At 63.3% G+C, this 19838-nt stretch carries 21 protein-coding genes and 1 tRNA gene; 11 read left to right on the forward strand and 11 right to left on the reverse strand.

The features are described 5' to 3' along the window. Positions 1-54: 54 nt before the first annotated feature. The 6 genes from GGD62_RS11480 to aroA all read right to left on the reverse strand — a co-directional run bounded on the left by GGD62_RS11480 (position 55) and on the right by aroA (position 6263). Entirely contained in the window at positions 55-447 is a 393-nt protein-coding gene (locus GGD62_RS11480) for a DUF1049 domain-containing protein (protein ID WP_018323428.1), read from the reverse strand. Between the two features lie 74 nt (positions 448-521). Further along, on the reverse strand, positions 522-827 hold the full coding sequence (locus tag GGD62_RS11485) for an integration host factor subunit beta (RefSeq protein ID WP_007598410.1): 306 nt from the start codon (positions 825-827) through the stop codon (positions 522-524). 171 nt (positions 828-998) lie between these two features. After that, complete coding sequence (gene sppA / locus GGD62_RS11490) at positions 999-1979, reverse strand: signal peptide peptidase SppA (RefSeq protein ID WP_179732576.1); 981 nt, start codon at positions 1977-1979, stop codon at positions 999-1001. Positions 1980-2316: 337 nt separating this feature from the next. Then, positions 2317-4023 (reverse strand): 30S ribosomal protein S1, encoded by a 1707-nt coding sequence (rpsA, locus tag GGD62_RS11495; protein ID WP_028139473.1) that lies wholly within the window; start codon positions 4021-4023, stop codon positions 2317-2319. Between the two features lie 267 nt (positions 4024-4290). After that, positions 4291-4929 (reverse strand): (d)CMP kinase, encoded by a 639-nt coding sequence (gene cmk, locus GGD62_RS11500; RefSeq protein WP_018323431.1) that lies wholly within the window; start codon positions 4927-4929, stop codon positions 4291-4293. Further along, positions 4926-6263: a 3-phosphoshikimate 1-carboxyvinyltransferase gene (gene aroA, locus GGD62_RS11505; RefSeq protein WP_183708542.1), complete on the reverse strand. Its 1338-nt coding sequence runs from the start codon at positions 6261-6263 to the stop codon at positions 4926-4928. The genes cmk and aroA overlap by 4 nt, the downstream gene beginning before the upstream one ends. A gap of 159 nt (positions 6264-6422) precedes the next feature. Here aroA and GGD62_RS11510 point away from each other — a divergent pair, with 159 nt between their 5' ends. The 3 genes from GGD62_RS11510 (at position 6423) to GGD62_RS11520 (ending at position 7421) form a co-directional block, all read left to right on the forward strand. After that, a complete protein-coding gene (locus tag GGD62_RS11510) occupies positions 6423-6830 on the forward strand; it encodes a TIGR02300 family protein (RefSeq protein ID WP_018323433.1) in 408 nt (135 codons plus the stop codon). Positions 6831-6921: 91 nt separating this feature from the next. Next, a tRNA-Ala gene (locus tag GGD62_RS11515) sits at positions 6922-6997 on the forward strand. Between the two features lie 187 nt (positions 6998-7184). After that, positions 7185-7421: a GIY-YIG nuclease family protein gene (locus GGD62_RS11520; protein ID WP_183238321.1), complete on the forward strand. Its 237-nt coding sequence runs from the start codon at positions 7185-7187 to the stop codon at positions 7419-7421. A 12-nt stretch (positions 7422-7433) separates the two neighbouring features. Here GGD62_RS11520 and GGD62_RS11525 read toward each other — a convergent pair whose 3' ends face one another. Then, a complete protein-coding gene (locus tag GGD62_RS11525; RefSeq protein ID WP_026202929.1) occupies positions 7434-7892 on the reverse strand; it encodes a MarR family winged helix-turn-helix transcriptional regulator in 459 nt (152 codons plus the stop codon). Between the two features lie 155 nt (positions 7893-8047). On the opposite strand from GGD62_RS11525, the gene GGD62_RS11530 reads away from it, so the two are divergent. The 8 genes from GGD62_RS11530 to GGD62_RS11565 all read left to right on the forward strand — a co-directional run bounded on the left by GGD62_RS11530 (position 8048) and on the right by GGD62_RS11565 (position 15502). Further along, positions 8048-8473: an organic hydroperoxide resistance protein gene (locus GGD62_RS11530; RefSeq protein WP_018323436.1), complete on the forward strand. Its 426-nt coding sequence runs from the start codon at positions 8048-8050 to the stop codon at positions 8471-8473. A gap of 176 nt (positions 8474-8649) precedes the next feature. Then, on the forward strand, positions 8650-9870 hold the full coding sequence (locus GGD62_RS11535) for a CaiB/BaiF CoA-transferase family protein (RefSeq protein WP_246800063.1): 1221 nt from the start codon (positions 8650-8652) through the stop codon (positions 9868-9870). A 331-nt stretch (positions 9871-10201) separates the two neighbouring features. Next, positions 10202-11518, forward strand: coding sequence for a sn-glycerol-3-phosphate ABC transporter substrate-binding protein UgpB (gene ugpB / locus GGD62_RS11540; RefSeq protein WP_018323438.1), 1317 nt, complete (start codon positions 10202-10204; stop codon positions 11516-11518). A 50-nt stretch (positions 11519-11568) separates the two neighbouring features. Continuing rightward, a complete protein-coding gene (ugpA, locus tag GGD62_RS11545) occupies positions 11569-12450 on the forward strand; it encodes a sn-glycerol-3-phosphate ABC transporter permease UgpA (protein WP_018323439.1) in 882 nt (293 codons plus the stop codon). After that, the gene (gene ugpE / locus GGD62_RS11550) at positions 12450-13298 is read left to right on the forward strand and encodes a sn-glycerol-3-phosphate ABC transporter permease UgpE (RefSeq protein ID WP_183708544.1); all 849 of its coding nucleotides are present in this window, start codon (positions 12450-12452) and stop codon (positions 13296-13298) included. Before ugpA ends, ugpE begins: the two co-directional genes overlap by 1 nt. Before the next feature lie 108 nt (positions 13299-13406). Then, positions 13407-14492, forward strand: a complete 1086-nt coding sequence (locus GGD62_RS11555) for a sn-glycerol-3-phosphate import ATP-binding protein UgpC (RefSeq protein WP_183708546.1) — start codon at positions 13407-13409, stop codon at positions 14490-14492. A gap of 261 nt (positions 14493-14753) precedes the next feature. Then, positions 14754-15179 (forward strand): Hsp20 family protein, encoded by a 426-nt coding sequence (locus GGD62_RS11560; RefSeq protein ID WP_018323442.1) that lies wholly within the window; start codon positions 14754-14756, stop codon positions 15177-15179. Positions 15180-15229: 50 nt separating this feature from the next. Beyond that, entirely contained in the window at positions 15230-15502 is a 273-nt protein-coding gene (locus tag GGD62_RS11565; RefSeq protein WP_007598581.1) for a DUF1150 domain-containing protein, read from the forward strand. Between the two features lie 143 nt (positions 15503-15645). On the opposite strand, the gene GGD62_RS11570 is transcribed toward GGD62_RS11565, so the two are convergent. From GGD62_RS11570 to hpf, 4 genes are all read right to left on the reverse strand, one after another. Further along, positions 15646-16668, reverse strand: a complete 1023-nt coding sequence (locus GGD62_RS11570; RefSeq protein ID WP_183708548.1) for a glycoside hydrolase family 5 protein — start codon at positions 16666-16668, stop codon at positions 15646-15648. Between the two features lie 13 nt (positions 16669-16681). Continuing rightward, positions 16682-17998, reverse strand: coding sequence for an O-antigen ligase family protein (locus tag GGD62_RS11575; protein ID WP_312014259.1), 1317 nt, complete (start codon positions 17996-17998; stop codon positions 16682-16684). Between the two features lie 490 nt (positions 17999-18488). Beyond that, positions 18489-18950: a PTS IIA-like nitrogen regulatory protein PtsN gene (gene ptsN, locus GGD62_RS11580; protein ID WP_008141251.1), complete on the reverse strand. Its 462-nt coding sequence runs from the start codon at positions 18948-18950 to the stop codon at positions 18489-18491. A gap of 231 nt (positions 18951-19181) precedes the next feature. Continuing rightward, complete coding sequence (gene hpf / locus GGD62_RS11585) at positions 19182-19808, reverse strand: ribosome hibernation-promoting factor, HPF/YfiA family (protein ID WP_018323447.1); 627 nt, start codon at positions 19806-19808, stop codon at positions 19182-19184. Positions 19809-19838 lie beyond the last annotated feature (30 nt).

Below are 19838 nucleotides of genomic sequence, written 5' to 3' on the forward strand. Positions count from 1 at the left end.
AAATGGAGGCCGCAAGGTGCGGCCGGAAAACAGGGTTTTCGGTCGGGGCCGCTTCTACAACGTCGCGCGCTGCTTGTCTCGCCCGATGGGCCCGTAAAGCCCGACCCCGGAGGGAACGGGCAGGCGCTGCGAGCCGGGCCTTGCCGCGGCCGCCTGGGCCCGCAAATCGGCCAGTTCGGCCTTGGCCGCCCGCGAATCCCCCTCGTGCCGGCGCGCCGCGCGGCGCCAGTGCCGCTGGCCGAGCCAGACGGCGGAGCCGCCGGCGAAGACGCCGAGGGCGGCGACCAGGATCAGGAGCAGGAACAGCGGCAGCGTGACCGACAATGACGGGTCGTTCGCAATGAACGGATCGAACGAGACCGTGACGAAGTGCCGGTTGGCAACGGCGAAGGCCACCAGGATCAGGCCCAGCGGGATCACGATCAGCGCGGTCAGGAACTTTCGCATCGCGATCGCTCGTCTTGAATCAAGCTTGCGGCCGCATCATGCGGCTATCAGGTTAAACCCCGACGACGACAGCCTTAGTCGGGCGCGCCGGGATCCGGATGGTCGCGGTTCAGCCGTTCGCGCATTTCCTTGCCGGTCTTGAAGAACGGAACGCTCTTCTGATCGACGGGCACATGCGCGCCGGTGCGTGGATTGCGCCCGGCGCGTGCGGGGCGGTGCTTGACCGAGAAGGCACCGAAGCCGCGCAACTCGACGCGGTCACCGCGCGCGAGGGCCGCTACGATCTCTTCGAGAATCGCATTCACAATGTTCTCGACATCCCGCTGGTACAGATGCGGGTTGTGCTCGGCGATACGCTGAACAAGTTCGGATTTGATCATCGAGAGATAGGACCCGGAAGCGTGCGGATGACCATTTCCGTGAAAATACCTTGATCTGTCAAGACGCTAAATCAAGGTTGAGCGTCGTGAAAATGCGTGACAAATGCCGAAAAAGCGGGCTGGCCCGACGCCCGTCAGACGGGAAAACCCTCAGGCGCTCGCCCGACCCCCTCAATTTGAGGCGGCCGGTTGCCACAGGGCCAGCATTCCATCCATTCCGAACCGATCGACCGCCTGCGCGACGCCGGTTTGCCCGATTTGATGCGCAATCGAGCCCAAACCGAGCGCTTCCAGCGTAACGGCGGCCGCCGTCTTGAGGAATGGCAGATCGCCGAAGCGCGGCTGGAGCTTGTAGTCGCGCACGGAGAGCCCCTTCTTGACGCCCTTCTGCTCGACCAGCCAGGTCACCGCCGTCTTCTCGTCGCCGATCTGATCGATCAGCTTGAGGTCGATCGCCTGGCGTCCGGTGAAGACGCGGCCGTCGGCCACTTTCTCGAGCTGCGTGTCATCCATGCCACGCCGTTCCTTCACCAATCCCCTGAACCAGGCATAGGAATCCCTCACCAGCGCATCGAGCGCGGCCCGTGCTTCGGGGCTGGTCGGCTCAAAACCGTTGGGCGCGGCCTTCAGCGGCGACGACTTCACCTCCTCGACCTTGACGCCGATGGTCTTCAGCAGTTCGCTGACGTTGGGATATTGGAACAGCACACCGATCGACCCGACCAGCGAGCTCTGCTGCGCGATGATGTGGTCGCTCGCAATCGCCGTGATGTAGCCCCCGGAGGCAGCCAGGCCCTCAACCACCACGACGAGCGGCTTTTTCGCCTTCAGCCGGACAAGCGAATCGTAAAGCTGCTCGGACCCGGCCGTGGTGCCACCCGGCGAGTTGATGTGAATGATGACGGCGGCGGCCTGCGAATTCTCCAGCCGCTCCAGCGCCTGCGTACGATCGGAATCGCTACGGATCAGGCCCTCGATCTGGACCCGCGCGATCGAGCCGGCGGATGCGAACGTGCCCCGCGTACCCGGTGTCACGACCAGCGCAAAGCCCGCAATCGCCGCAATCGCGATCAGCGCAGCCACCACGCGCCAGAACGTTAGCTTGCGGCGGATCCTGCGGCGATCGACGATGATGTCCGAATCGAGCGACATCTAGATATCTCCAAATGAAAGGCCGAACGCGTTGTGCCCTCACAGCGTGACCAACGCCCTATCTGGATACATCAATTGCGGCGCAATTTGAAGAAAACAAGGCTGTGAGCGCGGTGGGGCCCGGTACCCCGCCACACCCTCGCTGTCGTCCCTGCGAATGCAGGGACCCATAACCACAGGGAGAAGTTGTCGTGCAAAGCTCGCACTCCGGGTCTTCGCCAAACTCCGGTGGTCTGCGCTGAGACTTGTCCGGGACGACAGCGGAGCTTGTGGAGACAGCAAACAAAAAAGCCCCGGCTCACGCCGGGGCTTTGATACAGCGAAACGAACGTCTCGCTTACTTGCTGTCGCGGTTCTTGAGCGCGGTGCCGAGGATGTCGCCGAGCGTTGCTCCCGAATCGGAGGAGCCGTACTGCGCGATGGCTTCCTTTTCTTCGGCGACCTCGAGCGCCTTGATCGACACCTGGACCTTGCGGGCCTTCTTGTCGAACTGGATCACGCGGGCATCGACCTTCTCACCGACGGCAAAGCGTTCGGCGCGCTGGTCGTTGCGGTCACGGGCGAGCTCGGAGCGCTTGATGAAGGTCGAGAAGTCGGTACCGGTGATCTTCACCTCGATGCCGCTTTCCTTCACTTCGAGCACTTCGCAGGTCACGACCGCGCCCTTCTTGACATCACCCGGCTCGGCGAAGGGGTCGCCTTCGAGCTGCTTGATGCCGAGCGAGATGCGCTCCTTCTCGACGTCCACATCGAGCACCACGGCCTTCACCATGTCGCCCTTCTTGTAGTTGTCGATCACCTGCTCGCCCGGAAGCTTCCAGTCGAGGTCGGAGAGATGGACCATGCCGTCGACGTCGCCCTCGAGACCCAGGAACAGACCGAACTCGGTCTTGTTCTTGACCTCGCCCTCGACGGTCGAACCGGTCGGGTGACCTTCGACGAAGACCTCCCAGGGGTTGCGCATGGTCTGCTTGAGGCCGAGCGAGATGCGGCGCTTGACGGAATCGACTTCCAGCACCTGCACTTCGACTTCCTGCGAGGTCGAAACGATCTTGCCGGGGTGCATGTTCTTCTTGGTCCACGACATCTCCGAGACGTGGATCAGGCCTTCGATGCCCGGCTCGAGCTCGACGAACGCACCGTAGTCGGTGATGTTGGTGACGCGGCCGGTGAAGCGGGCACCCAGCGGGTACTTGGCTTCGATGCCCTGCCACGGATCGTCCAGCAGCTGCTTCATGCCCAGCGAGATGCGGTGCGTCTCGTGGTTGATCTTGATGATCTTGACCTTCACGGTCTGGCCGATCGAGAGCACCTCGGTCGGGTGGTTGACGCGGCGCCACGCGATGTCGGTGACGTGCAGCAGGCCGTCGATGCCGCCGAGATCAACGAACGCACCGTAATCGGTGATGTTCTTGACCACGCCGTCGATGACCTGACCCTCTTCGAGGTTCTGCACCAGCTCCTGACGCTGCTCGGCGCGGGTCTCTTCGAGAACCGTGCGGCGAGACACGACGATGTTGCCGCGGCGGCGATCCATCTTGAGGATCTGGAACGGCTGCGAGTTGTTCATCAGCGGCGCAACGTCGCGGATCGGACGGATGTCGACCTGCGAGCGCGGCAGGAAGGCCACGGCACCGTCGAGATCGACGGTGAAGCCACCCTTGACCTGGTTGAAGATGACGCCGTTGACCTTCTCGTTGTTCTGGAACGCCTTCTCGAGCTTGCCCCAGCTCTCTTCGCGGCGGGCCTTGTCGCGCGACAGCACGGCTTCGCCGAGCGCGTTCTCGATGCGATCGAGGAACACTTCAACCTCGTCGCCGACCTTCAGTTCGCTGTCACGGCCGGGGCCGGAAAATTCGCGCAGGGCGACGCGGCCCTCGGTCTTCAGGCCGACGTCGATGACGGCCATGTCCTTTTCAATTGCAACAACCTTGCCCTTGACGACGGAGCTCTCCTGCAGGTTGCCACCTGCGAAGGACTCGTCGAGCATCGCGGCGAAATCGTCGCGCGACGGGCTATAGGTATCAGCAGAAGTCGAAGCCATTTGTTCTCCAGTTGCGGATGTCGTGCCGGCCGTTGGGTTCATGGGCGCATCGCACGCGCAGTGTCGGAAGGTCCGCAAGACCTTCGAGCGACCGCTCGCTGCTCCGGCCTGAGAGGCGGAACAGCGGAAGCGGGCCGGCTGAGGCCCGCGCGTTCGATACGTGGAAATCTTGTGTCCGGAGCCTGGATCGCGTCGGCCCCAAACAGGGGACCGAGGTATCGACCTCAAAGAGCGGGAGCGGGCACTTCCTCCAATGACGGCGGCGGCTTAACCCCGCGACCGGCCCGCTCGGACGGCCTCGATAATGTCGATGGCGGCCCGGACGCCGCCTTCTATATCCAGTTGGGAGTTATCTAGCAAGTAAGCATCCGCGGCCGGTTTCAGGGGGGCAATCGGCCGGTTCTTGTCGCGTTCGTCGCGCTGGATGATGTCGGCCAGCACGGCGGCCTCGTCGGCCTCCTCGCCCCTCGCCTTGGCCTCCATGGTCCGCCGGCGCGCGCGGACTTTTGGGTCGGCGACGACGAAAATCTTCACGTCGGCATGCGGGCAGATCACGGTTCCAATGTCCCGGCCGTCCAGCACCGCTCCAGGTGGATCGGCGGCGAATTGCCGCTGAAAATTGACCAGGACCTCGCGAACCCTGGGGATCGCCGAGACGATGGAGGCGCCCTCTCCGGCCTTCTGGGTCTTCAGGGCCGGATTGCCGAACTTCTCGGGATCGAGTTCCAGCGCCGCGGCGACCGCAGCCGCCTCGTCCCGGAGATCGTGACCGGACTGCATCAGGGCATAGGCCACCGCGCGATAGATCACGCCGGTATCGAGATGACGGTAGCCGTAATGGTGGGCGAGACGCTTGCCGAGCGTCCCCTTGCCCGAGGCCGCGGGTCCGTCGATGGCGATGATCATGAAAACTCGGCCCCTAGCGAACGCATCATCGGAATGAAGTCCGGGAAACTGGTGGCGATGAAGGCGGTGTCGTCCACGGTCACCGGCTGATCGGAGGCGCAGCCCATCACCAGGGCGGACATCGCGATGCGATGGTCCATGTGGGTCGCGACAGTGCCGCCACCGGGGACGTGACCGCGGCCTTCGACGATCAGATCATCGCCGGAGACCTCGACCTTCACGCCATTGACGCGGAGCATGGCAGCCGTGGCCTCAAGGCGATCCGATTCCTTGACGCGCAGCTCCTGCAGGCCGCGCATGATCGTCGTGCCCTCGGCGAAGGCGGCTGCCACCGCCAGCACGAGATATTCATCGATCATCGAGGGCGCGCGCTCCGGCGGCACCACGACGCCGCGCAGCTTCGAGGCGCGCACGCGCAGCTTCGCCATCGGCTCGCCGGCGTCCCCGCGAACTTCGCTCTCCTCGATCGAGGCGCCCATTTCGCGCAGTGTGGTGAACAGGCCGGTGCGCAGCGGATTGGTCATGACATCCGACAGGACGACGTCGGAGCCCTCGACGATCAGCGCTGCGACCACCGGGAAGGCCGCCGAGGAGGGATCGGCCGGCACCACCACATTGGCGCCGTGCAGCTCGGGCTGGCCTTTGAGCGTGATATGGCGGCCGTGCACGCCCTCCCGTGCCGAGGCGATGTCGGCACCAAAATGCTTCAGCATCAATTCGGTGTGGTCGCGGCTGGCCTCGGTCTCGATAACCGTCGTGATGCCAGGGGCGGCGAGGCCCGCCAGCAGCACCGCCGATTTGATCTGGGCCGAGGCGACGGGGGTCTTGTAGGTGATCGGCAGTGGATCGCGCGCGCCCTGGAGGGTCAGGGGCAGACGGCCGCCTTCACCGCCGGAGATGACCTTGGCGCCCATCTTTTCCAGGGGATCGAGGATCCGGCGCATCGGGCGGCTGCGCAGCGAGGCGTCACCGTCGAAAACCGCCGAGATCGGGCAGCCGGCGACGGCGCCCATCACCAGCCGGCAGCCGGTGCCGGAGTTCCCGAAATCCAGCGCTTCCTTGGGCTGGGCGAAGCCCGCGACGCCCACGCCCTGCACTTTCCAGGCAAAATCGCCGGTCCGCTCCACGGTGGCGCCCAGCGCCTGCATCGATTTGGCGGTGTTGAGGACGTCCTCGCCCTCCAGCAGGCCCGAAATCCTGGTCTCGCCGACCGCGAGCGCGCCGAGGATGAGGGCACGGTGGGAGATCGATTTGTCCCCGGGCACCCGTACTTTCCCGGTCAGGGGCCCACTGGCGCGAGCCTGGAGCGGCCTCGTTTGGTCGGAATGGGTCACGATTGTGTCCTTGGATGCGCCCTCGAGGGGCTGGGCGCAGGTACCACATGGTCAGCGCCCCGTCACGGGCATGTCGTTCTCCCGTAATGCGCTATTGACAGCGGGCCGCCAACTAGCCAAGTGAAACACCGCTTTTCAGACATTCCCAGGATTCCTGCCGTGGCCAAGTCCGAACTCGGAACCAAACGTATTTGCCCAACCACGGGCAAGAAGTTCTATGACCTCAACAAGAATCCGGTGATCTCGCCCTATACCGGCGAAGTCGTGCCGATCGCCCCGGTCGCGCCCGCGCGCATGCCCCGCGGCGCCGAAGCCCGGCACGCAGCGACGGCGGACGCCACGCCAGAGCCGGCAGAAGTCGAGGAGGTCTCGCTCGAGGAGGCCGACGCCGAGGAGAACACCGGCAAGGTCAAGGCCGCCGTGCCCGAATCCGAGGACGATATCGAGGTCGATGAGACCCTCGATGACGACGATGACGATGATTCGACCTTCATTGCCGACGAAGAAGAGGGCGATGAGGACGTGACCGACATCATTGGTGATGTCGGAGGTGATGAAGAGACTTGAGATCAGCCCTGATCTGTGAAAAAGGGTGCACCGCGCGAGTCACCAGGGCTCGCCGGTGCGGGTGATCCACCAGGATCCCCGCAAGGACTAAGGGGCCATAGCTCAGCTGGGAGAGCGCTTGCATGGCATGCAAGAGGTCGGCGGTTCGATCCCGCCTGGCTCCACCAGCCTTCGCTCGCTTCGCGAGCTTCGGCTAGGCAAGCCTGGGGAAGTCTCTCGTAGCGAAGTGAGCGAAGGCTGCCCCGCCATAGCCCGAAGGGCGTCGGCGGGCTCAAGCTGATATCCACGCTGCATCGAAGCAACACGCTAAACGTGCCTTGAAGCTGCTATCCTACCCTCCGGGGAGGAAGCAGAATGAAATACGTCTATATCCTCGAAACTCTCGATTCCGAGCACTTCTATGTCGGCATCACGGATGATTTGCGGGCACGCTTGGCGAAGCACAACGCAGGCGAAGTACCGCACACCTCCAAATTTGGGCCTTGGCGAATTAGGACCTATTTCGCCTTCGACGACGCTGCACGCGCTGTTGCGTTCGAGCGATATCTGAAATCTGGCTCAGGACGCGCTTTCGCAAAGAAGCATTTCTGATCGCCGAACCCCCTACTCCCCGATCACCGCATTCAGCCGGTCCCGTAGCGCGACGATCTCGTCCTTCATCGTGACCAGTTCCGACACCGAGCAGTCCGACGCCGCCAGGATCGACTGCGGCACGCTGCGGGCTTTTTCCTTCAGCGCATGGCCCTGCGCCGTCAGCGCGATCAGGACCTGACGCTCGTCTTCGCTCGAGCGGGTGCGCTTGACGAGATGGGCGGCCTCGAGCCGCTTGAGCAGCGGCGTCAGCGTCCCCGAATCCAGGAACAGCCGCTCGCCGATGTCCTTGACCGGCACGTCGTCGCGCTCCCACAGCACCAGCATCACCAGATATTGCGGATAGGTCAGGCCGAGCCGATCCAGCAGCGGCTTGTAGACGCGGTTGAAGGCGTGCGCGGCCGAATAGACCGCGAAGCAGATCTGGTTGTCGAGGCGTTGCGGATCGAGGGTCGATAGCTTCCGGGGCATGGAGAATCTCACGGGATTTTCTCTCATTCTGGGGCCGGCGGGCGGCACATTCAATTGCGAACAATTAAATGTGAGCCATGCTAATTTAGATTGTGCACAATCAAATTGTTTGCGATACAGAGCGCACCCCAACCGGAAGACCCGAGGAGACGACAATGTCCGTGAACGTCCTTTACAAGACCAGCGCCAAGGCCACCGGCGGTCGTGATGGCCATGCTGCTACCCTCGACGGCGCGCTCGACGTCAAGCTCACCACGCCGAAGGAGCTCGGCGGCGGCGGCGGCGCCGGCAACAATCCCGAGCAGCTGTTCGCGGCCGGCTATGCCGCCTGCTTCATCGGCGCGATGAAGTTCGTGTCGTCGCAGGGCGGGCCGAAGGTTCCGGCCGATGCCTCCGTCACCTCGACCGTCGGCATCGGCCCGCGCTCCGAGGGCGGCTTCGGTCTCGACATCGATCTCGCCGTCTCGCTGCCGGGCCTCGCCCGCGCGGAAGCCGAGGCGCTGGTCGAGAAGGCGCACCAGGTGTGCCCGTATTCCAATGCCACGCGCGGCAATGTCGACGTTCGCCTGACGGTCGTCTGATCGCGACGGCGGATTGGCTGGCCCGGGATCCCCCTCGGGCCGGCCGCTTCCGTTGATTTCCCACACCGCGGGATTGCGCAGCGACGGCGCATGCGGCCCTACGCGGCAGACCATTGCTGGCCCAAAAAAACCTCGCTAGGCCTGTGACCAAATATCGACACAGGGGAAGCGAAGGCATGAGTTCTGAAGCCGCCAGTTCTGAAGCCGCATTGGGCGCAATGAGCGGATTGCGCGTCATCGATCTCACGCGCGTGCTCGGCGGTCCCTACTGCACCCAGATCCTCGCCGATCACGGCGCCGACGTGATCAAGGTCGAGCCGCCCGCGGGCGACGAGGTGCGTGAATGGGGCCCTCCCTTCCACGAGGAGGACGCGGCCTATTTCGTCGGCATCAACCGCAACAAGCGCTCGATCGGCCTCGACCTCGCCTCCGAGGGCGGCCGTGCCGTGCTGCTCAAGATGCTGGAGACGGCCGACGTCCTGATCGAGAATTTCAAGCCGGGCACCCTGGAGAAATGGGGCATCGGCAACGACGTGCTCAGCAAGAAATTTCCGCGCCTCGTGCATTGCCGGATCTGCGGCTTCGGCGCCGACGGCCCGCGCGGCGGCAATCCCGGCTATGACGCCATCATCCAGGCCATGACCGGCATGATCGCCGCGACCGGCTCGCCCGAGAGCGGACCGATGCGGATCGGCGTGCCCTTGGTCGACATCACCACCGGACTTTATGCCGCGATCGGCATCCTGATGGCACTGTCGGAGCGGCAGCGCTCGGGCAAGGGGCAGTTCCTGGAGACGACGCTGTACGAGACCGGCCTTGCCATCATGCATCCGCACACCGCGAATTATTTCATGCATGGAAAGCCGCCGTCGCTCACCGGCAACGAGCATCCGAACCTCGTGCCTTACGCGATCTTCCCGACCAAGACCGACAACATCTTCATCGGCGTCGGCAATGACGGCACCTTCCGCAAGCTCGCCAAGGAGATCGGCAAGCCCGAGCTCGGCACCGATTCGCGCTTTGCCCGCAACAAGGACCGCATCGCCAACCGCGAGGCGCTGCGCGCAGAGCTTGCCGCCGTGTTCAGCCAGCACGAGGCCGAGCCGCTGTGCAATCGCCTGCTCGCCGCGGGCCTGCCCGCAGGGCCCGTGCAGAAGATCGACCAGGCGCTGACGAATGCGCACACGATCGCGCGCGGCGATATTATCGAGAAGGACTGGTACAAGGGCGTGGCCTCGCCGATCCGGCTCGACCGCAGCAAGCCGAGCCTGCGCCGGCTGCCGCCGAAATTCAGCCAGCACTCCCAGGAGGTGCTGGGCGAGTTCGGCTACTCCAAGCCCGAGATCGACGCGATGGTCGAGAAGGGCACCGTCTGCGGTCCCGAGCGCAAGCGCTAGGTGGCTCTCCCGCTTGCGGTGGGTGCCTCCGCAACGGGACAATCCCCTAGAGGATAGAACCCTCACCCGCGCCTTCGGCGCGACCTCTCCCGCAAGCGGGAGAGGTTTGCCCGCAGCCTGATCGCCTGCCTCACATCAATGCCGCACTGCGGCGCGACCCGCGCAGGTGCACCGCGAACCAATGCGGCCGCCCATGCCGTCTTCGCCTATTTGCCGGCTTCCCTTTTCCAGCGCTTGCCGCTTTCGTTTCGGCCGCTTACACAGTCATGTGAACGTCATATGGCGCTGCTAGCGCAAGCGCTTCTTTTGACGGCCAAGGGAGGTTTACTTGATGGCTCTTCGACACTTTGGGGCGGCTGCCGCATTTGCACTCACGGTTGGCATGACGGCCTCGCCGGCGCTGGCCGTGACGGAAATCCAGTGGTGGCACGCGATGACCGGCGCCAACAACGACGTCATCGTCAAGCTCGCCAACGACTTCAACGCGTCGCAGAGCGACTTCAAGGTCGTTCCGACCTACAAGGGCAATTACGCCGACACCATGAACGCGGGCATCGCGGCGTTCCGTGCCGGCAACGCGCCGCACATCATGCAGGTGTTCGAGGTCGGCACCGCCACCATGATGGCTGCGACCGGCGCGGTGAAGCCCGTCTACAAGCTGATGGCCGAGGCCGGCGAGAAGTTCGATCCCAAGATCTACCTGCCCGCCATCACCGGCTACTACTCGACCTCGAAGGGCGAGATGCTGTCGTTCCCCTTCAACTCGTCGTCGACCGTGATGTGGGTCAATCTCGACGAGCTGAAGAAGGCCAATGTCGCGATCCCGAAGACCTGGCCCGAAACGTTCGAGGCCGCCAAGAAGCTGAAGGCTGCCGGTCATGACACCTGCGGCTTCTCCGGCTCCTGGGTCACCTGGGTCAATCTCGAGCAACTCTCCGCCTGGCACAACGTGCCGCTCGCCAGCAAGGCCAACGGCCTCGACGGCTTCGACACCAAGCTCGAGTTCAACGGGCCGCTCCAGGTCAAGCATCTCGAAAACCTCGTCGAGCTCCAGAAGACCAAGGTCTACGACTATGCCGGCCGCACCAACACCGGCGAAGGCCGCTTCACCTCGGGCGAATGCCCGATCTACCTGACCTCGTCGGCCTTCTTCGGCAACGTCAAGGCCCAGGCCAAGTTCAACTTCACCGCTGTGCCGATGCCGTATTATCCGGAGGCAAAGGGCGCGCCGCAGAACTCGATCATCGGCGGCGCTTCGCTCTGGGTCATGGGCGGCAAGCCGGCCGATGAATACAAGGGCGTCGCAAAATTCCTGACCTTCCTCTCGGACACCGATCGTCAGGTCTACATCCACAAGGCCTCGGGCTATCTGCCGATCACCAAGGCGGCCTATGAGAAGGCCAAGGCCGAGGGCTTCTACAAGGACCAGCCCTATCTCGAGACCCCGCTGCTCGAGCTGACCAACAAGGAGCCGACCGAGAACTCGCGCGGTCTGCGCCTCGGCAACATGGTCCAGCTGCGTGACGTCTGGTCGGAAGAGATCGAGCAGGCGCTGGCCGGCAAGAAGACAGCCAAGCAGGCGCTGGATGCCGCCGTCGAGCGCGGCAACACGATGCTGCGGCAGTTCGAAAAGACCGCCGTCAAGTGAGGCGATGAGCGGCAGGCCGGTCCCCCGGCCTGCCGCTTTCGGCGGACACCATGCAAAAGCAAGCCATTTTCCAATCCAAGCTATTGCCTTACGTGCTGGTTGCGCCGCAGCTCGCGATCGTCCTGCTATTCTTCTACTGGCCGGCCCTGCAGGCGGTGATCCAGTCCTTCCTGCTCCAGGACGCCTTCGGCCTGTCGACGAGCTTCGTCTGGTTCGAGAACTATCTCGATCTGTTCAGGGAGCCCGCCTATTTCGAGGCGATCCTCCGCACCTTCTTCTTCTCGTTCGCCATCGCGGTCTCGTCGTTGTCCTTTGCGCTGCTGCTCGCCGTCATGGCGGACAAGCCCCTGCGCGGCTCGATGCTCTATCGCACCCTCTTGATCTGGCCCTATGCGGTGGCGCCGCCGGTCGTCGGCGTGCTCTGGATCTTCATGCTGCATCCCTCGCTGGGCGTTATCGCGCGCTACCTGCGCGCGCTCGGGATCGACTGGAATCCGCTGCTCGACGGTGACCAGGCGGCAACGCTGATCATCCTCGCCGCCGCCTGGAAGCAGATCTCCTACAATTTCCTGTTCTTCCTCGCCGGCCTGCAGAGCATCCCAAGAAGCGTGCTCGAAGCCGCTGCGATCGACGGTGCGCGCCCAATGCGCCGGTTCTGGACCGTGACCTTCCCGCTGCTGTCGCCGACCATCTTCTTCCTGCTGGTCGTCAACATCGTCTACGCCTTCTTCGACACGTTCGGCATCATCGACACCATGACCCGCGGCGGTCCCGGCAAGTCGACCGAGACGCTGGTCTACAAGGTCTATTCCGACGGCCTGCTCGGCGGCAATCTCGGCAGCTCCGCGGCGCAATCGGTGATCCTGATGGTCATGGTCATCGTGCTGACGGGCATCCAGTTCCGCTTCGTCGAACGCAAGGTGACCTACTGATGGTCGAGGAAGAGGGCTTTCGGCGCTACGTCGCGCACATCATTCTCTGGATCGGGATCGCGGTCGTCGCCTTCCCGGTCTACATCGCGTTCGTCGCCTCGACCCAGGACAACGCGCTGATCGCGAACGGGCAGATGTCGCTGCTGCCGGGCGGTCATTTCTTCGAGACCTATTATCAAACCATCTTCGTCGGCACGAGCGGCTCGACCCGCGAGCCTGTCGGCAACATGATGCTGAACTCGCTGGTGATGGCGCTGCTGATCGCGGTCGGCAAGATCGCGATCTCGATCATCTCGGCCTATGCGATCGTGTATTTCCGCTTTCCGTTCCGGATGCCGATCTTCTGGATCATCTTCATCACCCTGATGCTGCCGGTCGAGGTCCGCATCTATCCGACCTACAAGATCGTCGCCGATCTGCACATGCTCGACAGCTATGCGGGCCTCGCGCTGCCGCTGATCGCCTCGGCCACCGCGACGCTGCTGTTCCGCCAGTTCTTCATGACGGTGCCGGACGAATTGCTCGAGGCCTCGCGCATCGACGGCGCGGGTCCCCTGCGCTTCTTCTGGGATACGCTGCTGCCGCTGTCGCGCACCAACATGGCGGCGCTGTTCGTGATCCTGTTCATCCTCGGCTGGAATCAATATCTCTGGCCGCTGCTCATCACCACCCGCGACGACATGCAGACCATCCAGGTCGGCATCCGCAAGATGATCACCACCACCGACGCGCTGACCGAATGGCCGATCGTGATGGCGACCGCCATGCTGGCCATGCTGCCGCCGGTGTTCGTCGTCGTCGCCATGCAGAAATTGTTCGTGCGCGGCCTGGTCGAGACGGAAAAGTGAAGATGGCGAATGGTGAATGGCGAGTAGCGAATGGGGTCGCTGCGTCAGCCTTGCGTGTCAACCAATCCCCATTCGCCATTCCCTACTCGCTACTCGCCGGTGCAATCCATGGCTAACGTCACCCTGCGCAACGTCCGCAAGACCTATCTCGGCGGCTTCGAGGCCATCAAGGGCGTCAACGTCGATGTCGGCGACGGACAGTTCTGCGTGCTGGTCGGCCCCTCCGGCTGCGGCAAGTCAACCTTGCTGCGCATGGTCGCGGGCCTCGAGACCGTCACCGGCGGCGAGATCGACATCGGCGGCCGCGTGGTCAACCAGGTCGAGCCCGCCGATCGCGACATCGCGATGGTGTTCCAGAACTACGCGCTCTATCCGCATATGAGCGTCTTCAACAACATGGCCTACGGCCTGCGCAACCGCGGCATGGCGGAGGCCGAGATCAAGTCCCGCGTCGAGGAAGCCGCGCGCGTGCTCGAGCTGTCACCGATGCTGGAACGCAAGCCGCGCCAGCTCTCCGGCGGCCAGCGCCAGCGCGTCGCCATGGGCCGCGCCATCGTGCGCCAGCCGAAGGTGTTTTTGTTCGACGAGCCGCTGTCGAATCTCGATGCGAAACTGCGCATCGCGATGCGGGTCGAAATCCGCAAATTGCAGCGCCGGCTCAACACCACGTCGATCTACGTCACCCACGACCAGCTCGAAGCCATGACGCTCGCCGACGTTCTCGTCGTGATGAATGGCGGCCAGGTCGAGCAGGTCGGCAATCCCCTCGCGATCTACGAGAAGCCGGCGACCACCTTCGTCGCCTCCTTCATCGGGGCGCCGCCGATGAATTTGATGTCGACGCGCCCCGAGGAGATCAGATCACAGCTCGGCGGCAGCGCCTCTGACGCCGGCATTCTCGGCATCCGCCCGGAAGATTTCGTCATCACCGACCAGACACCGGCTGGCGGCGTCGCTTTGCCGCTGACCGTGGAAGCGATCGAGCGCGTCGGCGCCGAAACCTTCGTCTACGGCTCGCGCGAGCAGGAAGAGCAGCGCGTCGCCGCCACGCCGGGCGAGCTGCCGCCCGGCGAGATCATCGTCCGCATTCCCGGAACCGAGGCCCCCGCGATCGGCGCGAAAATCCGGGTGGCGGCGGTGCGGACGAAGCTGCATTTGTTCAGCGGCGACGGGCGGACGCGGCTGGAGGCCTGATCCGTTCCGAGGGGCCGGAAACCACAAAACGCAAAAACAACCCCATGCACAGTAGAAGGGGGTCTGTTTTTGTTGAGATAAATCGCCAGCTGAATTCGTCATGCCCGGGCTCGTCCCAGTCATGACGGCTGGAGATGGCCAATCCACAGCACCCCGGCTACCTGCTTGAACCAGCACGGGAACATGCCCATATTGCTGATCAAGGGGCGCCTCTACGGGCCCTGATGCACCAAAGTCGCTTCTGCGAGGACTTTGTAAACTATGTCTCGTGTTCCCACGTTATCCAGTCCGTTCCTTCTGGGCTTCGACGAGATTGAGCGCGTGCTCGATCGCGTCGTCAAAGGCGCCGACGGCTACCCTCCCTACAATATCGAGAGGTGTGGCGGCGCGGACGGCCAGCCCGAGCGGTTGCGTATCACGCTGGCGGTCGCCGGATTTACGCGCGACCAACTCGATGTAACCATTGAGGAAAACCAGCTCGTGATCCGCGGGCGGCAGCAGGACGACAAGTCCCGGCAATACATCCATCGCGGCATCGCCGCGCGCCACTTCCAGCGCACCTTCGTGCTGGCGGAGGGGATGCTGGTGCTGGGTGCGGATCTGAAAAACGGGTTGTTGTCGATCGATCTGGCCCGGCCTGAACCGGAGAGGATCGTTAAGACAATCGCTATCAATGAGCACGAATAATGGAACGAGTAGCGGACTCGACCGCTTAGTGTTCCAGAGGAGTCGAGACCATGAGTGAAGGTCACGTTGCGTTCGAATATGAAGCCAAGAACGTCTCACCCGAGACCCTGGCAACCCTTGGCGAAGGCCATATCGCCTATGTGAAGCAGATCCGCTCCGAGGACGTGCCGGGCCTGTTTCCCGAAGCGCCGAAAATCGCGCCGGGCTTAAAACTCTTCGCGCTCCACGCTGCCGACGGCACGCCGATCATGCTGACCGACAGCCGCGAAGCCGCGATCGCGAACGCCTGGAGCAACGAGCTGCAAGCCGTCAGCGTGCACTGAGCGCACGTCGCACGAACAGAGTTTCCAGCGGGCATGCCTTCTTGCGAAGGCGTGCCCGTTTTCATTTTGACGCGATGACGCTCCTCGCAATGACGGTGCGTGAGGCCGCAGTAGGCTCAACGCTCGAATCCCGAACGCGCGCTTCAACGCACCGCCGGGATCAGCGCCCGCAGGATGTCCGGCTTCCAGGTTTGACGCGCGCTGTCGAAGGCCGCGAAATCATGGTCGAACTGCCAATAGGCCCATGCCCAGCCAAGCCGATCCGCAGTTCGCGCCACGAACGACAGATATCGCGTCCGAGCGTCCGTCGGAGCGCGCTCGTACACGCCGAACTCGCCGAGATAGATCGGGCGCTTTTCCTTTTCGGACCAGATACGAATCTTTTCGAAGTCGGCGAGAGCCTTCCGTTCGTCCTCCGGACTGCCCCAATCGAGTGGCCCGAGCCGCGAGAACGTTGGGGACCACGGCGCACCCTGATGCGTGAAACGTATCGGCGCGTAATAGTGAAACGTCACGATGAGATTTCTGTCACCTGATGGCAGGGCCAGTTCCTCGACCGGCGTGTCATCGACGTTGAGAACGGCAGCAATGACCGTCCGTCCGGGGTTGCTGGTGCGGATGATGCCGAGACACTCGTTCAGAAGGGCGTTCCAGCTGGTCGACGTCATCTGCCCGCCGGGCTCATTGAGGACCTCGAAGACAAGCTTCGGATATCTTCCGGCATAGCGCCCGGCGATTTGCGTCCAGAATGCCTTCAGCTTCTCGGCGCATCCGGACACGTCGCGCTGGCAAGTATCCGTATCGTGCTCGTCCAGAATGGGGATGAGCTTCCGGGCGAGCACGTCTTCGATCACCGCATCAAGCCGTCTCAAGACGATTTCATCCAGCAGATTCCCTTCGCCCATGAACTTGAAGCCGAAGAAATTGATCCGAACGTGCGAGAACCCGGCGTTTCTGATCGCCGTGAGGTTGTCCAGACGAAATGGCGCGTTCCGGCCTCCCTCCCAGATGCCGTCGTAGCCGAGGATGTTGATGCCGCGCCCCAATTCTCCGGGGGTGCGCGCGGTGCCCTGCTTGGCTGCGTCGGCCTGAGAGCAGATCGCGAGCATGGCGATCGCCAAGGTGAGACGGAAGGTCACCAACCGGCGGGCGCAGATGGCATTCATGCTGCTTTCTCCATCATGGCCGCAGGGATTGCTGCGGCACCGGCCTGCACACCGCGAAGAAGAACGCGACGAGAAGCACCGACGTGAACATCGTCGAGCGGAGGAACATCGTCTCCGTGAAATTCGATTGAAAGCTCAGGACGACAAATCCGATGATGAGAGCGCAATGGGAACGATCGATCGACCGGGTGGCGATCAAATACAGGACCTTTTCCGAAAACAGATAGACGCTCGCGACAAACAGCAAATATCCCAGAAATCCCGTTTCAATCGCCACCGCGATGTAACCGCTATGATAATTGTCGAGCACCCAGCCATGGTTCTGGTTGAAGTAGTCGTAAATCGCGGGGCGCGTCCAGAATCCGTTGATGCCAAAGCCCAGCAGGGGCGCGTCGTTGAAATGGCTGATGGCGTACTGCCAAATGAAAGTCCGCTCGGTCAAGTCGATGGTCGATTCGCCGCCGAGATGAAAGGAATCGTACCCCGTCAGATAGAAATACAGAAACAGCAGGGCGGCCAGAATGCACATGATGAATGGCAGCACCGCATAGACTCTCATGCAGCGGATCGACCACATCGAGGTGACGAGCAGCCCACACGCGGCAACGGCAACGGCGCCGGCACCACGGGATTCCGAGGCAATGACGCACGTCGACGCCAGGAGAAACGTCGCGAGAAAAGCGATCCATCCCTGCCCGGTCATCTTCTGATAGCAGGCAAAGAACATCAGATATGCGCTGATGAAGCCGAGCGTCTGCTTCGATTCGTAGATTCCCTGCCACTGGCCATTGTGCATCCAGCTCTGGTCGACGCCGATCTCGGGCACGAAGACGGCACACAAGGCCGAGGCGGCGACCAGAATGAAGAACCCGAGTGCCGTCGATCCGACGATCTCGTCGATGTCGATTCGCGTGATGAGGCAGTACGCACCGAAGGTCGTCACCACAAGTGCCGCGCTCTTCATGATCGCCGCAACGGCGAGACTGGTCCAGAGAACGGAAATGGCAGCGAGGGAATAGAATGCCACCAGCGCGATGAGATCGGGATTCGGCTGCACGCGTACGCGTGGACGCACGAAGACACTGGCGTAGATCAGGATGATCCACATCACGAGCGCAACGGCCTGTTGCAGATTGCTCCACTCTGCGGGAAGCAGCGCGGGTTGGAAGACCCCCATCGACGCGACCACGTTGACGGTGATCGAACCGCGGATCACGTTTCTGGCAAGCTTCTCCACACCGACGCTGCGCGCTTTCCAGATCGCGCTTTCGTATGCCTCGGAATCCGAACCGATTCGTGGGCTGGCCCTGAGCTGACCTTCCTGAAGCACGGCCGATGTCCCCTACCGCGCGTCGCGACCGCCTTCGCGCGGTCGACATTCCCGGGACTTGCGCCGCGAGCGGGCCTCGATTGGCCCGGACATCAGTTCGAGCAAAAGCGCAGCCTGAACCCAACGATATCGATGATTGGCGGTTTGTCGCCGGCTCCAACGCCGGCACCGAGGGGATCGCCTGGGCGTCTTGCCAGGCGGGTAGCTTCTGGACGATACGCCGGGCATCCGCCGGCCGAGGCCCGGTTCCCCGCGCCGTTCTCCCCCCGCCGCGCCAATGCGCAACGACGCATTTCCATTCCAAATCACGTCCGCTCAGTCCACAGCTTCGAACGACTGTTAGCGGATTTTGGCGCCGCCCAATATGCCGTGCGTCTCAAGCGGGAAAATTTTCGGAGCGTCTACCTGCAGATCCCCTTGGTCAGGGCGCGACGCCGGCAATGCCGGGCGATCCAGGAGGCCAGAGTAGATCCGGCCTTTGACGGCGAAGTTACGCCGCGGTGGCCGGCGGCAGTGCCAGCACAGAGTAAATCGCCTGGGCATCGCGCGAAGCGCGCAGCTTCTTGGCGATGTCCTGGTCGCGCAACAGGCGGGCGATGCGGGCGAGGGCCTTGAGGTGATCGGCGCCGGCGCCTTCGGGGGCGAGCAGCAGGAAGACGAGATCGACCGGCTGGCCGTCCATCGCCTCGAAATCGATCGGGCGGTCGAGGCGTGCGAACAGGCCAAAAATCTTTTCGAGCTTGGGCAGCTTGCCGTGCGGAATGGCGACGCCATAGCCGACCGCGGTGGTGCCGAGCTTCTCCCGCTGCAGCAGCACCTCGAACACCGAACGCTCGTTCTGCCCGGTCAGCTCGGCGGCCTTGGCCGCGAGCTCCTGCAGGGCCTGCTTCTTGCTGTTGACCTTCAATGCCGGGAGAATCGCCTCGGGTGCGACCAGATCGGTAATCGGCATGGAGGGTTTCCGAGGTGAATTAAACCGTCAGGTTCCGAATTGGCCGGCTTGGAGAGAAACCACGCCGGGCCGGCGTCAAGAAGGTCAAGCAGGAGGAGGACTTAGCCCAAATCCCGTTAAGTCCTGATGTGGGGCGCTTCTACTCCAACGCAATCCCGGTGCCAACTCCCGCGTGCGGCTTTGCCCCGGTCATTGTTAAGGCCTGCGGATGGTACGGGGCCGGGCTTTTGCCTATCCCCCGGCCGCGCTGTTCCCCTTGCCATCCGCGCCGGCATCCGTTTTGGCTCCGGGCGGGTCGATCCAGCCCACATTGCCGTCGGCCCGGCGGTAAATGATGTTCACCCGGCCGCTGGAGCCATGCTGGAAGACCAGGCAGGGAGCCCCGCTCAGGTCGAGTTCCATGACGGCCTCGCTGACCGACAACGGCTTCAGCGAAGTGGTGGCCTCGGCGATGATGACGGGGCTGTAGCCGGTGACCTCGTCCTCGCCCTCCGGCGCCTCGAGCACGTAGCTGGTGGCATCGAGCGCAGCCATTGCTTCGGAGGCGACATGGGCCTTGCGGGCGGAGCGGTCCTTGAGCCGGTTCTTGTAGCGACGCAGCCGCTTCTCGATCATCAGCAGCGCCTGGTCGGCGCTGGCATAGGCATCCGGCGCGTTCGAATCGGCCTCCAGCGTGATTCCGGAATCGAGATGCAGGGCGCAATCGGTGCGGAAGCCGAAGCCGTCCTTGCTGAGCGTAATGTGGCCGGAATAATTGCCGTCGAAATATTTGCGCAGCACCTCGTCGGTGCGGTCGGAAACGCGGCCACGCAGGGCCTCGCCGACGCTGATGCTCTTTCCCGAGATTCTGAGAGTCATGTGATGCCTCGCTTGGTTCACGTGCTCGCG

The organism is Bradyrhizobium sp. ERR14 (genome assembly GCF_014198235.1).
GTDB lineage: Bacteria > Pseudomonadota > Alphaproteobacteria > Rhizobiales > Xanthobacteraceae > Bradyrhizobium.